This window comes from Marinibactrum halimedae (genome assembly GCF_021234875.1).
In the GTDB taxonomy this organism is placed as follows: Bacteria; Pseudomonadota; Gammaproteobacteria; order Pseudomonadales; family Cellvibrionaceae; genus Marinibactrum; species Marinibactrum halimedae.
Genome location: NZ_JAJQVM010000016.1, coordinates 65882 through 83334, shown reverse-complemented (window position 1 = coordinate 83334; position 17453 = coordinate 65882). Strand labels below are relative to the sequence as shown.

The 17453-nt window shown below is 41.7% G+C and carries 15 protein-coding genes and 2 tRNA genes; 15 read left to right on the top strand and 2 right to left on the bottom strand.

Annotated elements, in window-relative coordinates:
* Positions 1-151 precede the first annotated feature (151 nt).
* Together LU351_RS10895 and LU351_RS10890 are read left to right on the top strand one after the other, a co-directional pair.
* Positions 152-227 (top strand) — tRNA-Val (locus LU351_RS10895).
* Positions 228-272: 45 nt separating this feature from the next.
* Positions 273-349: transfer RNA gene (locus LU351_RS10890), tRNA-Asp, on the top strand.
* Between the two features lie 413 nt (positions 350-762).
* On the opposite strand, the gene phbB is transcribed toward LU351_RS10890, so the two are convergent.
* Positions 763-1488: an acetoacetyl-CoA reductase gene (gene phbB, locus LU351_RS10885; protein ID WP_232594104.1), complete on the bottom strand. Its 726-nt coding sequence runs from the start codon at positions 1486-1488 to the stop codon at positions 763-765.
* Positions 1489-2564: 1076 nt separating this feature from the next.
* Here phbB and LU351_RS20725 point away from each other — a divergent pair.
* The 13 genes from LU351_RS20725 (at position 2565) to LU351_RS10820 (ending at position 16776) form a co-directional block, all read left to right on the top strand.
* Positions 2565-2693, top strand: a complete 129-nt coding sequence (locus LU351_RS20725; RefSeq protein ID WP_269783430.1) for a hypothetical protein — start codon at positions 2565-2567, stop codon at positions 2691-2693.
* A gap of 20 nt (positions 2694-2713) precedes the next feature.
* A complete protein-coding gene (trxA, locus tag LU351_RS10880; RefSeq protein ID WP_232594103.1) occupies positions 2714-3571 on the top strand; it encodes a thioredoxin in 858 nt (285 codons plus the stop codon).
* Positions 3572-3812: 241 nt separating this feature from the next.
* Positions 3813-4970, top strand: a complete 1158-nt coding sequence (locus LU351_RS10875; protein ID WP_232594102.1) for a phosphoserine transaminase — start codon at positions 3813-3815, stop codon at positions 4968-4970.
* A gap of 296 nt (positions 4971-5266) precedes the next feature.
* Positions 5267-5770, top strand: coding sequence for a GspH/FimT family protein (locus LU351_RS10870; protein ID WP_232594101.1), 504 nt, complete (start codon positions 5267-5269; stop codon positions 5768-5770).
* A gap of 104 nt (positions 5771-5874) precedes the next feature.
* A complete protein-coding gene (gene pilV, locus LU351_RS10865) occupies positions 5875-6465 on the top strand; it encodes a type IV pilus modification protein PilV (protein ID WP_232594100.1) in 591 nt (196 codons plus the stop codon).
* A 49-nt stretch (positions 6466-6514) separates the two neighbouring features.
* Positions 6515-7348 (top strand): PilW family protein, encoded by an 834-nt coding sequence (locus LU351_RS10860; RefSeq protein ID WP_232594099.1) that lies wholly within the window; start codon positions 6515-6517, stop codon positions 7346-7348.
* 30 nt (positions 7349-7378) lie between these two features.
* Positions 7379-7891 (top strand): pilus assembly PilX family protein, encoded by a 513-nt coding sequence (locus tag LU351_RS10855; protein ID WP_232594098.1) that lies wholly within the window; start codon positions 7379-7381, stop codon positions 7889-7891.
* A gap of 34 nt (positions 7892-7925) precedes the next feature.
* The gene (locus tag LU351_RS10850; protein WP_232594097.1) at positions 7926-8261 is read left to right on the top strand and encodes a hypothetical protein; all 336 of its coding nucleotides are present in this window, start codon (positions 7926-7928) and stop codon (positions 8259-8261) included.
* 18 nt (positions 8262-8279) lie between these two features.
* Complete coding sequence (locus tag LU351_RS10845) at positions 8280-11879, top strand: pilus assembly protein (protein WP_232594096.1); 3600 nt, start codon at positions 8280-8282, stop codon at positions 11877-11879.
* A gap of 12 nt (positions 11880-11891) precedes the next feature.
* Complete coding sequence (locus LU351_RS10835) at positions 11892-12344, top strand: type IV pilin protein (protein WP_269783429.1); 453 nt, start codon at positions 11892-11894, stop codon at positions 12342-12344.
* Positions 12345-12959: 615 nt separating this feature from the next.
* Positions 12960-14348 carry a hypothetical protein gene (locus tag LU351_RS10830; protein WP_232594095.1) on the top strand — a complete coding sequence of 463 codons (1389 nt, stop codon included), beginning with the start codon at positions 12960-12962 and terminating at the stop codon, positions 14346-14348.
* 72 nt (positions 14349-14420) lie between these two features.
* Positions 14421-15395 (top strand): 1-aminocyclopropane-1-carboxylate deaminase/D-cysteine desulfhydrase, encoded by a 975-nt coding sequence (locus LU351_RS10825; protein ID WP_232594094.1) that lies wholly within the window; start codon positions 14421-14423, stop codon positions 15393-15395.
* Positions 15396-15501: 106 nt separating this feature from the next.
* Positions 15502-16776 carry a cyclic nucleotide-binding domain-containing protein gene (locus tag LU351_RS10820; protein WP_232594093.1) on the top strand — a complete coding sequence of 425 codons (1275 nt, stop codon included), beginning with the start codon at positions 15502-15504 and terminating at the stop codon, positions 16774-16776.
* 43 nt (positions 16777-16819) lie between these two features.
* Here the strand turns inward: LU351_RS10820 and LU351_RS10815 are convergent, their stop codons facing one another.
* A complete protein-coding gene (locus LU351_RS10815) occupies positions 16820-17272 on the bottom strand; it encodes an Lrp/AsnC family transcriptional regulator (RefSeq protein WP_232594092.1) in 453 nt (150 codons plus the stop codon).
* Between the last annotated feature and the right edge of the window lie 181 nt (positions 17273-17453).

Here is a 17453-nt window from a genome sequence, read left to right as displayed (position 1 = left end):
TTTGGTTAATTGATCGTTTGTTGATTGATAGGGCAGAAGCTAAGTACAGAGGTTGATATAAGTGCAGAGGTTGATAATTGTATCGGTACAGGCATTTAAAAGTGTTTGACAGTCAGAGGAAATTCTGTAGAATGCGCCCTCACCTGAACGGGGGTGGTTAGCTCAGTTGGGAGAGCGACGGCCTTACAAGCCGTAGGTCACAGGTTCGACCCCTGTACCACCCACCACTTAGATTCTTCTAAGTTTTCCAATGTTAATTGGACGGTTTTTGCGGACCGGTAGTTCAGTTGGTTAGAATGCCGGCCTGTCACGCCGGAGGTCGCGGGTTCGAGTCCCGTCCGGTCCGCCATTGAATTCAAAAAGCCCCTCTAAAAGAGGGGCTTTTTTTATGCCTGCGATTTACCCTAGTGCATTTCCGTAAATACTTTTTCTTAAATATTTCTACGTTGACTGCGACAGTAGTGGGGAAGGGCGAAATGAGCGGTGATGTGAAAGCGCTCAATTGAGCCATTGGGGGCAGCATGAATAATAGTTGTTGTATTGAATGCTTATCCAATGGCTCGTCAAAAGCAATGAATAAAGATTTACTGATTAGACGCAACTCTATGCATAAAAACAGTGTCTATTTATCATTTCCTAGCTTGTTTTGCGCTGTATGCATTTCCTTGATATGTCATTTTTATTTTTATGTGCTCGCAGCTCCGGTGATTTTGATTCAATCTGGTGTAAAAAAAGCCAGTATTTATCAAAGCTCTCCACAAATTAATTCGCCATAAATTGGCCGCCATTAATTGATAACGTCGCACCTGTCATAAAGCTATTACGTTCATCTGCTAGGAAAGCAACTGCCCTTGCAATATCGTCTGGATTGCCAAGGCGACCCACAGGAATTTTGCGAATAATTTTTTCGAGTACTTCGGGGGGGACGGCTCTTACCATGTCTGTATCCACATAACCTGGAGCGATGGCATTAACGGTCACACCATATTTTGCCGTTTCAAGAGCTAGAGCCTTAGTGAAGCCTAAGATACCGGCTTTGGCCGCAGCATAGTTGACCTGTCCATACTGGCCTTGTTGTCCATTAATAGAACTGATATTGATGATGCGGCCAAAGCCTCGCTCTCTCATGCCAGGAACAACCGTATGACAGGTGTTGTAGCAAGACTTAAGGTTGGTCTGTAATACGGCATCCCAATTTTCGCAATTCATTTTAGCCAGCACCCCATCTCGTGTAATTCCGGCATTATTAACAAGAACTGATACTGGGCCAAAGTCTGCCTCGACTTTTTGAATGCCATCCTCTACCGCATCGTAATCGGCTACATCAAATTTTAATGCAGGAATACCCGTTGCTTCAGTAAACGCTTTGGCTCGCTCGTCATTACCTGCGTAATTAGCAACAACTTGCATGCCCATTTCTTTTAAGTGAACAGAAATTGCTTCACCAATACCACGAGTACCGCCTGTAACTATTGCAACATTGCCCATGAGAAAGTCTCCTATGGAGTGATTGTTGAGGTGGGAAGGTGCAAACACAACAGTGCATAAATTCAGATTGTCTAGATTTATGGAGGAGTGCTGTGTTTGTGAAAATAAAGATTCTTTTAAATCGCAATGTGTTGTCCGTGAGCTTTCGATGGATCAATCGTGTTTGAATTAAATTGGCAATAAGATGCAGGTTGCCCAAAATCACAGTCATTAATAATTGACGTATTGGTGTTGAATATAATTCAGTAGCCAATAGATGCATTATTTTGAGGCCCATGGTCGTGCGGATGTCACGTTAATCTTAAAATAAAAATAAGGGTGTTAAATTAAGCGCTAATATAAAGTGCGCGGTGGTTTAATGGCGGCTCCTGTTAACGCTGTATATTCTTTTGATACCTTACAATTGCTAAATGTTTGCATTTAGGATTAAGGGCTGAGGAGCTGCTAACTGTTCTCTTTGTGCTTATGGCAATTTATAAGTGATTGTAATATTAATAATTAAAGTATAGAGCTTTAATAATGACACCTTTGTGTCAAGTGGTAATTTTAGTGCATCAGGGTTGTGATTTTACAGGGTAGTTTCATAGTTCATCTTAATGTGTGCTTCAATGTAAGGCACTTTGGCTTTGATTGCACGATTTTCTAGCTTTCTTTCGTTGCGTGCGCAGCCTAATAAAGCATGGCAACACTATGCACTTAGTTATTTCGGTTTCGATTAATACAAGTGTTTTATGTTTTCTCTAGATATTTTTCTTTTCTTTTTACGTGGTATAAAAAAGAAAATTTATTAATGATATAAGCTTGCTTTTTACATATGTAAAATTATTTTATCAATGTCATATGATTTTGGTTCGTAGAGTCATTGTAAAAGGGTGATATGAAAATTAAGGCGCCGTTTCTATTAAAGCGATTTTCTTAAGCGTGCCTTGCTAACCATAGAAATTTAGTCAGTTCAAACATGCGTTTTTCTATTGGCCCAAAATACTCCCTCTGATTTTATGGCTGAAAACCAACACAAATAACCATATTGCCCTTTTTTGGTTGCGGGAGCTGGTTCTTTGTGAGTGTTACATAAGATGACTTTGTTAATATCCATCAAAAATGATGCCATCATTGCCACATTGGTTGAGTTAGTGTCCGGTTGGCGCTATAAACACACCTTGCCGCCATTGCAATCCACATTGATGCCCCCATTTGTTTTTTGAATTTCTCGGAGTAAAACGTAATGACAGAAGAATGCATTGTCGATATCGATCAAAATAATGCGCAAGCACAGTTAATTGATGAATCTTTTAAGCGCCCTGTGATGATTGATTTTTGGGCAGAATGGTGTGGGCCATGCAAATCATTGATGCCCTTGTTGGAGTCCTTGGCTAACGAATACGCAGGCCAGTTCCTCCTTGCTAAGGTTAATGCGGATGATCAGCAAATGATCGCAGCACAGTTTGGTGTACGTAGTTTGCCGACTGTGATGATTATGAAAGAGGGGCAGCCTGTTGATGGCTTTGCGGGTGCGCAAACAGAGGCGGCAATACGGGAAATTTTGGATAAGTATTTGCCTAAGGCATGGGAGTTGGCATTAGCGGAAGCTCAAGCATTATTAGAGGAAGAAAACTTCACCGAGGCGATGGAGAAAGCGCAGCAAGCGGTATCTGAATCGAGCAATAATCCACAGGCGTTAAAGGTACTGGCGGATACATTGGTGGAGCTTAACCGACTTGATGATGCTCAATCCTATTTGGATAAAATTACGCTTGTAGATCAAGAGGAATACTTTGTCCAGATTCAAGCGAAATTAAACTTACGTCGTGAGTCTGCAAAGAGTCCTGAATTGTCTGCGTTGGAGGAAGAAATGCGTGCTCAACCAGATAATTTGAGCTTGCATTTAACTGCGGCTGTTCAGTATCACGACAATGGATTTACGCAAGAGGCATTGGAATTGCTCATCAAAGTTTTGAGAAAAGACCTTGATTTTAATGAGGGTGAAGCTAAAAAAACATTTTTGGATGTGATTGCTTCATTGGGTAAGGCGGATCCATTAGCTGTGAAATATCAACGTCAGTTTTACACGTTGCTCTATTAATTTGCGGAAAATCTTCACATCCATTTTTAGGCTCCGGGGACGGCCTTTTTTATTATTACGCTGTCTTCAAATATAGCCTCTTTTGAAATAGGCATGGTAGGGTAGCTGTGCAAATCTTTTTTGGCTGCCATAATACCCGCATTGCCTTACTTAAAAGTCGATTAAAATTAAGGCGATTTGGCCACAATAAAGAAGTGGTGTTGTATAGAAGTATTTCAATGTGTGTTTGTATGAGGGTGCTATGACGATCAATGAGCTTTCTCAGCCTTTACGGCCTGAGCAAAAACCGAACAACCCTAATTTTTCTTCTGGCCCGTGTTCTAAACGCCCCGGGTATGACATTAATTTACTCGATCTTTCCACTCAGGGGCGGTCTCATCGAGCTCCCATTGGAAAACAGGCTTTAGAGAGGTGTTGTACCGAAACGGCGGAGCTGTTGGGGTTACCGGATGGCTATCGAGTGGGCGTTGTGCCTGCTTCTGATACGGGGGCGGTTGAAATGGCCATGTGGTCGCTATTGGGTGAACGCCCCATCGATATGTTGGCTTGGGAGTCTTTCGGTGCGGGTTGGGTGACCGATGTTAAACAACAATTAAAGCTGGAAAATGTTCGTCTTTTGGAAGCTCCGTATGGTGAATTACCCAATTTAAAAAGTGTTAATTTTAATCACGATGTGGTTTTCACTTGGAATGGTACTACCTCGGGTGTCCGAGTACCTAGTGGTGATTGGATTCCTGATGATCGTAGTGGATTAACCATTTGCGATGCAACCTCAGCCGTGTTTGCTATGGCGTTACCCTGGGAGAAATTAGACGTCGTTACTTTCTCGTGGCAAAAAGTATTAGGCGGCGAGGGTGCGCACGGTATGTTGATACTCAGCCCTAGAGCGGTAGCGCGTTTAGAAAATTACGTTCCACCATGGCCATTACCTAAAATTTTTCGGATGACAAAAAACGGGAAATTAATCGAAGGAATTTTTAAAGGCGCAACCATTAATACCCCTTCTATGCTTTGTGTTGCTGATTATCTTGATGCATTGAGTTGGGTTCGTCAAATTGGAGGGGTGAAAGAAACCATTCGTCGAACGAGTGCCAATGTCAAGGTCATCGAAGACTTCGTAGAAAAAACGCCGTGGTTAGAATTTCTTGCGCGAAAACCTGATGAAGTTTCTTCAACTAGCGTCTGCCTTGTCCTAAAAACGCCTGATGGATGTGCTGAAAAAGAAGTGGTATCGAAAATGTTGAGTCTGCTTGAACAAGAGCAAGTCGCTTACGATATCGGCTCTTATCGTGATGCACCAAACGGTCTTCGTATTTGGTGTGGTGCAACCATTGAAACGGCCGATGTAGAAGCGCTTATACCATGGATCCAGTGGGCATACGATACGGCTGTCTCTTAACACGCGCATTGATATGATTAATGCGGGGCAAGCGTGTTTTTAATTGATCAAAATTGGCGTCTATTTAATAATCAAATGGGCGCATTAATCATATAGATATGTAATCGCTTACATTCTATATATCAGATTATTGACGTTTCTTTACACTCCTTTCTTGATGCATTTCTCACTTTGTGAACCTTCTAACCGCTTATTCCATTTGGTATACCGTTTATCTTCACTGCGATAGTGTTTGGTTGGGAAAAATCGATAGACTTTCATTAACCCTTCATTTTTATTGCTAGAAGTTATCTAAAATGCGCCAAAAATTCGTCGGTTTCACTTTATTGGAGTTGCTCGTTACATTAACGATTGTCGCCATTTTGGCAGCGATTGCTGCTCCTTCCTTTTCCAATCTCATCGCCAATAGCCGAATGAACAGCGCTGAAACCCGTATGGTGAATGCCATTCAAATGGCTCGAAGCGAAGCGTCCGCAAGAAATCAAGAAGTGTTTGTCAATGCAGCAGATGGCTGGGGTGGGCGAATTATCGTTGCTGCTGATACGAACGCGGATGGTGAATTTGATGCCGATGATGCCATTGTTAAAATCTTTAATCCCGCAGAAGCGGGTGTCACCATTGCCACTGAACCTGCAGACAGAACGCAGTTGTCTTATCTCGGCACGGGCCGTTTAAATAATCCAGCCACTTCTGCTAGCGAATTTGTGATGTGTTCAGAAGAGTCTGCTCAAGGGCGACGTATTACTTTAAATGCAGTGGGCCGCTTAGGAGTGGCTAACGAAGATTGTTCTGGCTCATAAAATACGTTTTCACAAACCTTAAGTATAAATGCTTAGCGGCTCATTTTTTCGGATCAATATATTAATGGCGATAAATGGCCATTTTAAAACAGGGATTTAAATCAATGAAAATTTCCCCTCTTAATAGCAGTGTTTCATCACCCTTAAAACATCATCAGACCGGTGCCTCACTGATTGAAGTGTTGGTTGCTTTTTTAATTATGAGTGTCGGTTTCGCGGGCATTATCAGTCTGCAAGCCAATGTGGTTAAAGAATCTTTTGATACAAACCAGCGCTCCCATGCTATGTGGGTGGCGCAAGAATTGATTGAGCGAATAAAGGCGAATACAGCAGGGGTGGATAGCTATGTTAGCGCCTCTGAAGCAGTAAGTTGTGATGACGAACCAGAGATTATGTGTGCAACCTATTACGATGGTTCAGAAATAAAAAAATCAACACAATGTAATTCTGCTGAAATTGCAATTTATGATGTGTGGGAATTAACTTGTGGCCACTCTAGCGATGACACTGATCAATCTTCATTAAGCTCAATTTTATTGACAGGAGTTTCTGTTGAAAGGGGGGGGAAACCCAGGAGTTTAAATGTTGAGGTTTCTTGGTCAGCAAAAAGTGTTTTGGATCAAGTTCGTAAGGAAAATCGCAACATTACCGATGAAGATGCTGAGCAGAGCATACAAAGCGTTATGTATTTTTAATTAACACAGTCTATCTTAATTTTTCATACTTTATAGGGTTTTATTGGATATGAAATTGCAAAGACAAAAGGGTTTGTCACTCATTGAGCTGCTTATTGCGATGACTTTAGGGCTTACTATTTTGGCGGCTGCAGTACAGATGCTAATGGCATCTCGTAACTCTTCTGTTGTAAATAACGAATTGTCGAGAATGCAAGAAAATGCACGCTTTGCATTGGATATTATCACTGATGATGTGCGCAAAGCAGGATTTCAAATGATAGGTGCGAGTCCTTTACAGTCGTTCCTTGATGGACCTTGCGGCAGTTGGAATCCCTGTACTCTAAATAATTCAAATGGCGATAGTGATAGATTTGCCGTCATATATGAACCTCATATCGATGAGCCACAGACGGATTGCACGGGGGCTGAGGTTGATCTCAACAATGAAGAGTCCAAAGGAATGGCAAATGTGTATTTTATTGAAGACGGGAGTCTTAGGTGTAGAGGCTACAATCTTGATTTATCTACATGGAATGGTGAATCCGTAAATTTAGTTGATGGCATCGATAATATGCAAGTGCTTTATGGTGTAGTGGATGAAGTAGGCCAGTGGCAAAACTCAACGCAGTATGTAACGGCTAATGAGGTGGATAATTGGACTACTGTCAACTCGCTTCGTGTCGCTCTCTTAGTAAATGGTGGCTTTGCAAGTTCATCTAGATCAAACGAAGAAAGTCAATTTGCTGTATTTGATTCAGGGGAGCTTGTTTTTGAAACGGGTGAAAATCGTGAGTTGTACACAGCAACCATTTATTTAGAAAATACTGACTTTGACCCCAAGGTATCAAATTTAGGACCAAAAGAGCAAGATGATGAGGATAGTGAGAGCGAAGATGATTAATAAAGAATACAAGTTGAAAAAAGGAGTGGCATGATGAATTCTAACTTTTCAAAAAGCAATCAGCGAGGGGCAACGTTGATTGTTTGCATGATTCTTTTGTTAATCATCACCGTTATTGGTTCTTCTATGGTTAGAGATGTTGGCATGCAAACCAGTATGGTTCGTAATAGCCAGTTAAGTAAGGCTGCATTTAATCAGGCCAACTCAGAAATCAATGCTTATTTTGCTAATGGCGATAAAGTTTGGGAGGATATCGATGATTTGCTGAGCGATGAAAATCTAACAGTAAAAGAATATTCTGAAGAATTAGAAGATAAGCCTTTATCTGCTGATGAAACCGATGCTTTTTCTCAGTCTAGTCGAGTGGAAGTTATCGTTGATAAAAGCACGGGCAAACCGCTTACCTCTGTTTGCGCTTCTGGATTCCCAGTACAAAATGGATGTTACCAATTTATTATGACCTCTGAAGCTTCTATTGATGGTACTGGTAGTCGTTCGAGGCAGGTTGTGACTTTTACGCATATCTCTGCAACTTCTATCTAAATAAATTTTCTTGTCTACTAGCACTGAGGTTTTTATGAAGTTTTTTGTTGGCTTTCTTTTCCTTATATTTTTTGTTATCCCTAATAGTTGGGCAGCCCCTATTGTTAGTTTGCAAACCCCTTATGAAGGGGTGCGTGTAGAAATCTTTCCAGACGCAAGTAAGAAGGGAGGTATCGTGGTAGCTCATTTTTTATATTGTAAGGAATGTGAAGCGAAAACCTTTAAATACAGTAATGGAAGTTTTGAGGTTGTTTATAGCAGTGGAGAAGTAATGGAGGATTTTCTGAAATATTCAGGGGCTGTCGGCACACTTTTAGTAAGCAACTCAGAAGGTGTTGCTGAAAAATTTTTATTAGACGCCACTTATTAAGTAAATGGAGAATGCGAGATGCGTGTTAGACATATAAAAGAAGTATTGGCGTTGCTGACGACCTTTGCGGCATTTTCTTTATCATCACAGGTATTGGGTGATGATACCGATATTTATGTAACTAAATTGGATGATGAAGCGACCGAGTTTAAGTCAAATGTAATGTTTATATTGGACTCATCAGGAAGTATGGCTGCTCAAGTTCTTGTCGCCGATGGTGGATATGATCCTAGCTTTCAATATGGGTCATCTACGGATGACAGAATATATGTTTATCGTGGAAGTGGTAAGGATGACTTAGTATATACAGATTATTCTTTTTCTAAAGATCAAAATCAATGTGAAAACATCACAGATACGTTCACTAACACGCCGGCGTCGCCATATTATGCAGATTTTGCAGGCTTTAGGGATACTGAACTTGTATGGAGGTGCGGTTTTTTCGGCTGTCATTGGGTAGAGCGTGAAATTTTCTCAGATTTATGTGAATCTGGGAATGAAAATTGTGAAGACGCAGACAGTAAAGATGTTTTTTGTCGAAGAAATTCAGAAGAGCTTGAAAGTTATCGAGATAATAATAGAGGTGATTTTCAGTTTAGATATTTTGTTTCTTCAAATTATCACGATTATTTGCAGAGTAGTGTATCACAAACCAAGATTAGTACACGCCTAGAAGTGATGAAAAAAGCTCTAGGAGATATGGTTGATAGAAATGACAGTATTAATTTAGGGCTAATGATGTTTGATGAAGGGGGGTATATTATAAATACGCCTTGTGCCCCTGGTAGTTGTATACGTGAAGGTTATGATGGGGGGTTTGTGCTTCATGAGTTTGCTGACATTGGTAACGATAGCGCCAAAGATGGTGTAAAAGAGGCAATATCTGAAATTGAAGCAGGAGGTAATACACCTTTAGCGGAAACATTGTCTGAAGCCTATAGGGTGTTTCGTGGTGACAATCCATTCTTTGGTCGACAAGCTTACCGAGATACTACAACAAGTGTCCCAGAATCTGTTGGGGAAGATGGAAAATATAGTTCACCACTGGTGAATTCCTGTCAAAATAATTTTGTTGTTTATTTGACTGATGGAGAGCCTACAGATGACGATCAAGCAGATAATTATATAAATGGTTTAACAAATGCAGAAGGAAATGCAAAATGTGATCATGGAAGTGGCAGAAGTTCTGAAAATACATGTTTAGATGAGTTGGCCGGCTATATGTATGAAACAGATTTTTCATCTATGCCTGGAACACAAACGATTAAAACTTACACCATTGGTTTGGAAACGGACATGGAATTACTGGCAACTACAGCCAGTAAGGGTGGTGGTGAATATTTTGTTGCGCAAAACGCAACTCAACTATCGGGCATCATTAATCAAATCGGCGATATTATTGAAACCTCTCAGTCAACATTTACCTCTCCTGCCGTATCCGTGAGTGCATACAATAATTTAACCAATGGTGACGATTTATTTTATGCCTTATTTGAACCCGGTGGTACTCATCGGTGGCATGGAAATGTAAAGCGCTTCGAAATTAAACCTGACGGAACCATTGTTGATAGAAATGGTATTGCTGCAGTTGACGAAGCATCGGGCTTTTTTAAATCAACTGCACAAAGTTGGTGGTCATCTGAACCAGATGGCGGTTCAGTACGTAAGGGTGGCGTTGCAGAGCAAATCACAACCGAGCGTACTGTTTATACCTACACAGGTGATGCGGCACCGAATAATACTGCCCTGAATGTGGAATCTAATCGCTTTGAATCAGACAATGACCAAATAACAAAAGCATTTTTAGGTCTTCCAGAAAATACACATAATGATTACCTAACCCGTCTTTTTGCTTGGACCTCTGGTCAGCAAGTCAGTGGTGCGGGAGATGTCACATATAATGAACCTAATCGTTTCATGGGAGACCCTCTACACAGTCAGCCGGTTGTTGTGGCTTATGGGCAAGATCGTTACACCACATCTGATTCAGAAGGCGACGATAACAGCGACTCGGAAGAAGATAGCGGCCAAGTCTTATTTGTAACAACCAACCAAGGGCTGTTACATGCGGTTGATATCGATAATGGTAAACAGATTTTTTCTTTCTTACCTCCTGAAGTGGCTCCAGTATTAGTGGATTATTTTAATAATAATACCAGTGATACTCGATCTTATGGCTTAGATGGTCAAATAACCGTTTGGATAGAGGAAAACCCAGGTGATGGTGACAATATTATTACGCCTTCTGAAGATAAAGTTATTTTGTACTTTGGTATGCGCAGAGGTGGAAATAGCTTATATGCCTTAGATGTTACTGATTTAGATAATCCGAAATATTTATGGACGATTAATAATGACATGCCGGGTTTTGGCGATTTAGGACAAACTTGGTCTAAACCACAGCTAACGAAGTTTAGAGTAGGGTGTTCTGACTCTGGGTGCGAGGCAAAAGATGCATTAGTGTTCACGGGTGGATACGACACAGTTAACGATAGCCCGGTCACAAATCCTGCGGGTGCGAAGGGAGCTGCCATCTTTATTGTTGATGCCAATACTGGTGACCTATTATGGTCTGCAGGTAATGGGGCTGAACACGATCTAAACCTTCCAAGAATGCAGTACAGTATCCCCGCTGATATTGTGCCAATTGATATTTTGGGTAGTGCAGACTCCAATTATTTCTCAGATGGTTTTGCTGATACCTTCATTACAATTGATATTGCTGGGCAGGTTTGGCGTTTTGACGTTGTGCCTAATGAGAATGACTTTGAGGTGAAAGGTGGGGTAATCGCTGATCTAAGAGAGCCCTCAATTGGGAACGATTGGTCTACCGCGCGTCGCTTCTTTAATGCACCCAGTGTGGCATTCTTTAGTTTCGCGGGTAATCCGAGTTTTTACTCTATTTCGGTAGGTTCTGGTTATCGGGCCAATCCATTGGATGGTGAAATTCAGGATCGCTTTTATGTGATGTTCGATGAAAATGTGTATACCCCACCGGAAGAGTATGAGGGAAATACTTCGATTTATGCACGTTATGCAGAGTACGAAATCAATGAAGAGGGAAACCGTGTAAGGCTGGATTCTCCAAGACTATTGACTAGCCAAGATCTGCTTGATGTTACAGATGAATCTGTTGTGGCCAGAAAAAATGTCAATGCGCCTTATGGTTTTTATTTGGATATGGGTAAAAACCTTCGTGAGAAGGTGCTTAACAGCCCCAATACCTTTGATGGAAGTGTTTATTTCACAAGTTATTTACCCGCCAATGGTGCTCGCTCAGAGGATGATACTAGCTGTGGTGGCGATATCGGATCTGGACGCCTCTACAGTATTGATATTTTAACAGGGCAGCCAACGGAAGAGGATCGTCCACGATTTGTCACACTAACTCAGCAGGGTATTCCGGCCGGAGTTACTTTCCTGACAATTGACAATGGAGATGGAGATGGAGATGGAGATGGAGATGGAGATGGAGATGGATCTAGTGGAGGTCTGCCACCTCCACCTAAGCCTCTTGAGTGTAAGACGTCTACCATTATTTGCTCCGGTGCTGAATGCAGTGAAATGGGGGGCTGCAGTCTGACAAAGAAACAATTTTGGCGTGAAGATAAATCATAGGTTAGTGGCAATATGAACATTTTAAGATCGAATTCACGAAGTGAACCTGCGAAGGGCTTCACCCTAATCGAAGTCATGATCGTCGTGGCCATCATCGCCATCTTGGCTTCAATTGCCTATCCGGCTTACCAAAACCAAATGCAAAGGGGGCGTCAGGCGGATGGTATTGCGTTGATAACTCAGGTGATGCAGGCTCAGGAACGTCGTTTTATTAATGAGCTTTCCTATACGGTGGATTTAACCGAAGTGGGATTTAACGCAGAAAACCAAATTCCTTCAGAAGATGGTTTCTATCAGGTTTCTGCTCGTGCGTGTCCATCAGAAAATGATACTGCTCGTTGTATCGAGGCCATTGCGGTTCCTCAAGGCCCTCAAGTGGGAAGCGGCATTTTAGGTTTAAGTAGCTTTGGTGAGCAAAACATCTATAAGGAGGCTGATAATGACAGTGTTATTCAGACGTGGTAGTAACGCCCAACAATAAGCTAGATCGATCTTAATAAGGCGCCAGAAATGGCGCCTTTTCTTTTCTGTAACATTGCCCGCCATTATTTCAAATAATGGAATCATTGCGTAATTTAATAGTCTACTCTTCTCATTCTATCTAATAGTCTCTTTTTAATAGAAATAGCCTTTTCTTGCTTTAAGTTAAAGTGAGGGTCAAAAATTACGTTTAAGATACAAATTAAAGTAAGTTTTTATTTTTTATTTCCACCATTAAGGCTTTACATTTTTTAGATATAGTAATCATAAAAATTAGGGTGAAACGGAATGGATGATTATATTGAAGAGTTACTCGATGTATTGGCGTCTGATGAACTTGATGATTTAGACGCCGATTCGGATGAGATGTAACCCTTAAAAAGGGTGTTTAGAGTTAAAATGTGTACAGCTACTCGAATTAATTGAGATTTATATCACTATTGAGTGTGTTTTGACGATTTGTTCACATTCGGATTACCGCAATCTCTCCCATAATGACGTTGTTACTGACGACGACTTTTCTTACCGTTTTTAGCCAAACGAGAGCATTCTAAATATTGCCCGATTCAGCAAGGATGGCTATGGGTACGGTGACCAATAATGAACCAAGTCATTTACGAGTTGAGTGAAGCTGTTGTATTTTTCGATGGGTATCGAGTATTACGAGAAATGCTTTTCAGTGAGTTTGAAGCTGTACTCGACGGTTTTATTCCGCTATCTGATATGGCCAGTGAATGTGCAACAGCGGTTTATGTACGAATAGACGAACAGTTGCAAGTACGAGCTGCGGTGTTTTTTCTTATTCCCTTTGACTCGCAAGGCTTTCCTAAAAAATGTTGGAATATTCCTCTGCAACGAATAGCCGATGAAGCTTCTATTGGCCCTGATCTGGGTGGCGGCCCCATTCGATTAGCGTGTTACACGCAATGCCCGATTAGTTTGCAACAACCAAACCTTTGGGACCCAGAGATGTCTCCGGGTCGGAATCATTTTGTTTTACTTAAGAAGTGTGCAGAACGCAATCGTTTAGGATTAACGTTTGAGGAAGAGCCTCCCACGATTACGGAGTTGGCGAATGTCGATATCAATTACATTGATGCGAGAAAGCTCGAGAAAGCTCGTCATCAAGAAGAAGTAGACGCTTTAAAAGCACACTATCAGCAGGCATTTCGCAATCGGTTAGCCGGTACGCTGCGTAAGCAACGCTTGCGGGCGGCAACCTTAAGAAATCGACACCAGCGTGAACTGGAGAAAGAGCGTAAAGACTATCAGCAGCATATCGAAGCATTGGAAGCGTCGTTGAAGAAATCAGATGAGGCATTGGAGTCGCAGTTATTACTGAATCAATCGTTTCAGGAAAAGGTCACGGGCCAGGAGCAAAAGATTGAAGGGATACGTTCGTACTTTGAAGAAAAATTGCGAACGTTTAAAAATGGTGAAGATGAGCGCATCAATACACTGAAGTTTCACTTAGAGCAAGAAAAAACAGAGGCAATAGAAGAGGCCTTGGAGCAGGCTACTCAGGCGTTAATGCAACAGTTGCAATTACGAGATGTTGAATTGATGTATCGTAAGGAACAAGAAGCCTATATTCGACAAGAGTTGCAACAATTAAGAGAAGAACATGGTTTATTGCTAAAGGCTTCTGATCATGACGTAGTGGAATCTTTGCATAAGGTTGGAGTGGATTTTGTTGTGTACCAGCCGGGGCTTGGGCCGCTCTCTATTCCAAAATCCGATATCTCTCATTTTTTAATCAATCCTGCGGCGTTTTTAGCGGAAAAGTGCGGTATAGATTTAGCAGTATATCGCAGCTGGCAAGAGCATTATGAATCGCCCTGTTGTAAAGGGGTAAATGAAGACGGTACGCTTTGTGGTCAAACGATTAAGAAAATTATTTCTCCTTTGGAATTTCACCCCGGGCAAAGCGATCGCTGCGACGTCCATCAAGAACCTCGGCATCTGCCATTAAATGTGATTAAACTGTAAAGTAGTCGTTATTAAATAATAACGCACATTATTGAATAAACTTTGAGTACAGTTTAATCGCTGTTTGCATAAATGAAATTTTCGACACAACTCTTTCCCGAAACACCTCTGCAGCGTGTACGCTGGCCTATTACAGACGCTGCCGGAGTCCATTTTTTTGTAAAGCGTGAAGACTTAATTAACCCGTATTGGTCTGGCAATAAATGGTATAAGTTACGTGGTAATGTTGACGCCATGAAGTCTCAGAATAAAATCGGCATGGTGTCTTTTGGTGGGGGTTATTCTAATCATTTGCATGCGCTGGCTTATTGTGGAAAAGCATTGCAGATTCCCACTGTGGGTATTGTGCGAGGAGATTACCGCCATCAACTGACGCCCACCTTACGAGATTGTGAAGCGGCCGGTATGACTTTACGATTTGTGGACCGAAAAACCTACGCTCAGCGTTATCATCCTACTTTTGCGGCTCAGCTAGATCCAAATTTGGCAGACTACTGGGTGATTCCTGAAGGTGGGGCTAATCGAGAAGGGGTGTTAGGTTGCCAAGTGATAGCACAGTCTATCCAGCATCAGCTCGATCAACATCTGCGTTGCTTTGATCTATCCAGCTCCAGCCATAAGTCGTCGATTCCTACCCCTTTTCAAGTCTTTGTGCCTTGCGGTACGGCAACAACATTAATGGGCTTAATCAGTTCGCTACCAGAGTGGGCGAATGTTCATGGAGTCAGTGTGCTAAAAGGGGAGGATACGCTTACAGAGAGGGTGAAGCAGTTACTGCTGGATTATGGTATTAAGCCTCACTGCCAATGGTCGATTTTAACCGGATACCACAGCGGTGGATACGGTAAATTTCCCCCTGACTTGAAGGCATTTATGCAGGCGTTCGAAGCAGAATGCGGCTTTTTACTTGACCCAATCTATACTGTCAAAATGATGCGCGCCATTGCGGCGGGAGTTGAATCAGGACGATGGTCAAAAGGTGATGTCGTGGTTGCGATTCACACAGGTGGGCTACAAGGGAGGCGAGGGTATGATTTACCCATGTAAGCCTTGATAATGTGTGTAAATAGAATTTAACAACGACCCATCCATTCCCTTTTTACATTGATGAATTCATTATTGATGGGCTTATTTTGGTCAGTTATCGAGATTTATGAAGCATTTCGAAGTCGAACACATTCGTACACTCATTCCTTTTAATGCCATTCCCGATGCCCAGCTTGCGTTTTTATTGGAGGGAATTGAACCGCAGTATTTATTCAGTGGCCGGCGGCGAGACCTGTGTGCATCAGATACGAATGATTATTTTTTGTTGTACGGTGATCTTGAGCTGGCTTTTTCAAATGGTGAACGCAGAATGGTCAGTGGGCGCGATAGTTTGTACCCATTGGCTTACCAAGAAACCGGTTTGCAATCATTAAAAGCGCTGAGCGATTGTGAATTATTAGTCTTGCCCGCTCAGGATTTGAAAAACCAGTTATGCTGGAGCCAGATGGCGGAATTTCAGCGTCTGCAGTTTGCCATGAATCCAGATCTAGACGAAGACGCGCAATGGATTGATGCTGTGTTGGATTCCAATTTATTTCTCAAAGTGCCACCGACGAATGTGGGTGATATTTTTAAAAAAATGCGCACATTATTGGTCAACCATGGAGACGATATTGTCCAACAAGGTGAAGTGGGTGATGGATGTTATTTTATTAAGGAAGGCACGGCTCAAGTTTGGGTAAAAAAACACGGCACAGAATTAAATTGTGTGGCGGAGATTGGCCCAGGGCGTTGTTTTGGGGAAGATGCATTGGTGAGCTCATTACCTCGTAATGCCACCGTAAGAATGAGCAGCGATGGTGTGTTAGTGAAATTGGACAAAAATGATTTTTTACCTTTATTGCAAGCTCCACAAGTAGAGCATCTTTCTTGCTCAGAGTGTTTATCCATTTTGAAACAAGCTTTTACTTGTGATACCTCAGCTCAGATGGAGCCTCATTCAGAAGAAGATAAAGCCTCAGAGAAAACTCCACTAAAAGAGACAAAAATAATAGACACAACCACAATAAATACAACCACAACAGATACAACAAAAAAAAGTACAGCAAATTGTACCATGCCAACCGTGATAGTAGATGTTCGCACCAGTGACGAATATCGTTTTGGACATTTAAAGGGTGCCGTGAATATTCCGCTGAGTATGCTTGCGCTGCAATTACGTAGGCTCCATAAAAATCAACGTTATATCTTGTACAGTGACCACGGTTTTCGCAGCGATGCGGCAGCCTGTGTGCTTTCTCGTTTGGGTTACCAAGTGGTTTCCATCAAGGGTGGGTTAAAAGCGTTGCGTGGTGGACAAAAAAATATTGATCAGGGGCTCTTGGCATTAAGTGATGCGCCCTACGTACTGCGAGATTATAAAGTGATTCTTGGGTATTAGTGTAATGCTCATTGTGTTAATGCGGGATTTGTGTAATGCGGAATTAGGTAAGGGGTAATACTCCGTTGGATTTGACTTTTCGAATGGAAAACGCACTGTCAATTTGGCTGACAACCGAAAGCCTGTGAAGTGACTTCATCCATAATTCATAAGACTCTAGATCTTTGACTAACACTTCTAATAAGTAATCGAATTTTCCTGATGTGACGGTACAATTGAGCACTTCATCCATCGATTGTATGGCTTCCTCGAATTCAAGAATAACCGCTTCATGGTGTGCACTTAAACGAACGTGAACAAAAACGGTTAAGTGAAAACCCAATTGCTTTGTATTTAATCGGGCATACACCCCTTCAATAAAACCCTGTTCCTCAAGTTGTCGAATGCGTCGTGCGCAAGGAGAGGGAGAGAGCCCGACCTGTTCGCCGAGTTGAGCAGCGCTTTGGCGGGCATCGCGTTGTAATTGTGATAACAAAAATCGATCAATTTTGTCCATATAGTTGTTTTGGCTAATATGAATGAATTTGTTAGCATAATTTGCCAAAAATAATGGTTTGAATCAAAAAAAAATCACATATTGCTATATCGACTGGCTTAGCATAGCGAGATAAGGCTACGACGATGGTGTTTCAGAATTCTCGTCGTATTTTTTACTCACGTTTTTCACTCACGTTCTT

What these genes read in the sequence shown, in the direction of transcription:
- phbB (WP_232594104.1), bottom strand. Translation starts at nt 1,488, where the DNA reads ATGGGCAATGTTGCAATAGTTACAGGCGGTACTCGTGGTATTGGTGAA.
- LU351_RS20725 (WP_269783430.1), top strand. Translation starts at nt 2,565, where the DNA reads ATGACTTTGTTAATATCCATCAAAAATGATGCCATCATTGCCACATTG.
- trxA (WP_232594103.1), top strand. Translation starts at nt 2,714, where the DNA reads ATGACAGAAGAATGCATTGTCGATATCGATCAAAATAATGCGCAAGCA.
- LU351_RS10875 (WP_232594102.1), top strand. Translation starts at nt 3,813, where the DNA reads ATGACGATCAATGAGCTTTCTCAGCCTTTACGGCCTGAGCAAAAACCG.
- LU351_RS10870 (WP_232594101.1), top strand. Translation starts at nt 5,267, where the DNA reads ATGCGCCAAAAATTCGTCGGTTTCACTTTATTGGAGTTGCTCGTTACA.
- pilV (WP_232594100.1), top strand. Translation starts at nt 5,875, where the DNA reads ATGAAAATTTCCCCTCTTAATAGCAGTGTTTCATCACCCTTAAAACAT.
- LU351_RS10860 (WP_232594099.1), top strand. Translation starts at nt 6,515, where the DNA reads ATGAAATTGCAAAGACAAAAGGGTTTGTCACTCATTGAGCTGCTTATT.
- LU351_RS10855 (WP_232594098.1), top strand. Translation starts at nt 7,379, where the DNA reads ATGATGAATTCTAACTTTTCAAAAAGCAATCAGCGAGGGGCAACGTTG.
- LU351_RS10850 (WP_232594097.1), top strand. Translation starts at nt 7,926, where the DNA reads ATGAAGTTTTTTGTTGGCTTTCTTTTCCTTATATTTTTTGTTATCCCT.
- LU351_RS10845 (WP_232594096.1), top strand. Translation starts at nt 8,280, where the DNA reads ATGCGTGTTAGACATATAAAAGAAGTATTGGCGTTGCTGACGACCTTT.
- LU351_RS10835 (WP_269783429.1), top strand. Translation starts at nt 11,892, where the DNA reads ATGAACATTTTAAGATCGAATTCACGAAGTGAACCTGCGAAGGGCTTC.
- LU351_RS10830 (WP_232594095.1), top strand. Translation starts at nt 12,960, where the DNA reads ATGAACCAAGTCATTTACGAGTTGAGTGAAGCTGTTGTATTTTTCGAT.
- LU351_RS10825 (WP_232594094.1), top strand. Translation starts at nt 14,421, where the DNA reads ATGAAATTTTCGACACAACTCTTTCCCGAAACACCTCTGCAGCGTGTA.
- LU351_RS10820 (WP_232594093.1), top strand. Translation starts at nt 15,502, where the DNA reads ATGAAGCATTTCGAAGTCGAACACATTCGTACACTCATTCCTTTTAAT.
- LU351_RS10815 (WP_232594092.1), bottom strand. Translation starts at nt 17,272, where the DNA reads ATGGACAAAATTGATCGATTTTTGTTATCACAATTACAACGCGATGCC.